This window comes from Arthrobacter sp. GCM10027362, assembly GCF_042679445.1.
Classification (GTDB): Bacteria; Actinomycetota; Actinomycetes; order Actinomycetales; family Micrococcaceae; genus Crystallibacter.
Genome location: NZ_JBHTML010000356.1, coordinates 1 through 1,532, shown reverse-complemented (window position 1 = coordinate 1,532; position 1,532 = coordinate 1). Strand labels below are relative to the sequence as shown.

Below are 1,532 nucleotides of genomic sequence, written 5' to 3'. Positions count from 1 at the left end.
CCCAGGTAGTCGTTGGCGGCCAGGTCCAGCACGGCGCCTCCGGCAGCGCGCGGGACCGTCCGCCGGACGACGCCGCGCCGGCTGCGGATCCGGGCCTGGGCCTCGAGCCAGTCCTGCATGGCGCCCATCAGCAGTGCACCTGCCTAATGGCGGCGGTGATGCCGGCGCCCACCGCGGCCACGTCCGCGGCCGAGCAGATGTACGGCGGCATGGCGTAGACGAGGTGGCGGAACGGCCGCACCCACACCCCGTGCTCCAGGGCCGCACGGGTGAGGGCCGGAATGTCCACCGGGTCGTTGAGTTCGACGACGCCGACGGCGCCGAGCACGCGCACGTCCCGGACCGCCCCGAGCGAGGCCGCCGGGGCCAGCGAGGCACGCAGCCCCTGCCGCACCCGCCGGACCTGGTCCTGCCAGCCGGCGGAGGACAGCAGATCCAGCGAGGCGGAGGCCACGGCACAGGCCAGCGGATTGGCCATGAAGGTGGGCCCGTGCAGCAAGGCACGGCCGGCCTCGGACGCCGAGGCGGTGATTACCGCGGCGACGTCGGCCGAGCACAGCAGCGCCGCCAGCGTCAGGTATCCGCCGGTCAGGGCCTTGCCCACGCACATCACATCCGGCACCACGCCGGCCCACTGGCCGGCGAAGAGCCTGCCGGTGCGCCCGAAGCCGGTGGCGATCTCGTCGAAGACCAGCAGCAGGCCGTGCTCGTCGGCCACCCGGCGCAGCGCCTGCAGGCATTCGGGGGCGTAGGCGTGCATGCCTCCGGCCCCCTGCAGCACCGGTTCCACGATGATCCCGGCCAGCTCCCGGCCGTGCAGGTCCACGGCAGCCTCCAGTTCCGCTACCCACGCAGCGACCTCTGCGGCATCGGAAACCAGCGCGGGCTGGTCCGGCGGTCCTTCGGCCAGGTGGGCGGCCGGCGGCCGGGACAGGAAATGCTGCGCGGGCAGGGACGGGAAGGCCGAGTGCATCCCGTCCACCGGGTCGCACACGCTCATCGCGCCGAAGGTATCCCCGTGGTAGCCTCCGCGCAGGGCCAGGAACGCGTGCCGCCCCCGCCGCCCGGCGGCCGCCTGGTACTGGATGGCCAGCTTCAGGGCCACCTCCACGCTGACCGAGCCGGAGTCGGCGAAGAACACGTGCCGCAGCGGCTCCGGCGCCAGCTCCACCAGCTGCTCGGCCAGCCGGACCGCCGGCTCGTGGGTGAGCCCGCCGAACATCACGTGGCTGAACCGGCCGGCCTGTTCCCGCACCGCCGCATCCAGCGCCGGGTGCCGGTAGCCGTGGATCGCGGACCACCAGGAACTCATCGCGTCCACCGCCTCGAAGCGCGCCCCGTCGGCGGCCTCCAGCTGCAGCCGGACCCCCTCCGCCGCCGTGACCGCGTAGGGCGCGGGTCCGTCCAGCGGGGCGTACGGGTGCCAGAGCAGGCCGCGGTCGCGCGCAATCAGCGAAGCGGCGTCCGGCCCGGCATCGGCCAGCAGCGCAGCGTCAGGCATTGGGGGCAAGCTCCGTCCCGGCGCCGCGGCG

General features: G+C 74.7%; 1 protein-coding gene. It reads right to left on the bottom strand.

Going from position 1 to position 1,532, the window contains the following annotated elements:
- Positions 1-127: 127 nt before the first annotated feature.
- A complete protein-coding gene (locus tag ACFQ36_RS22615) occupies positions 128-1,501 on the bottom strand; it encodes an adenosylmethionine--8-amino-7-oxononanoate transaminase (protein WP_377017805.1) in 1,374 nt (457 codons plus the stop codon).
- Between the last annotated feature and the right edge of the window lie 31 nt (positions 1,502-1,532).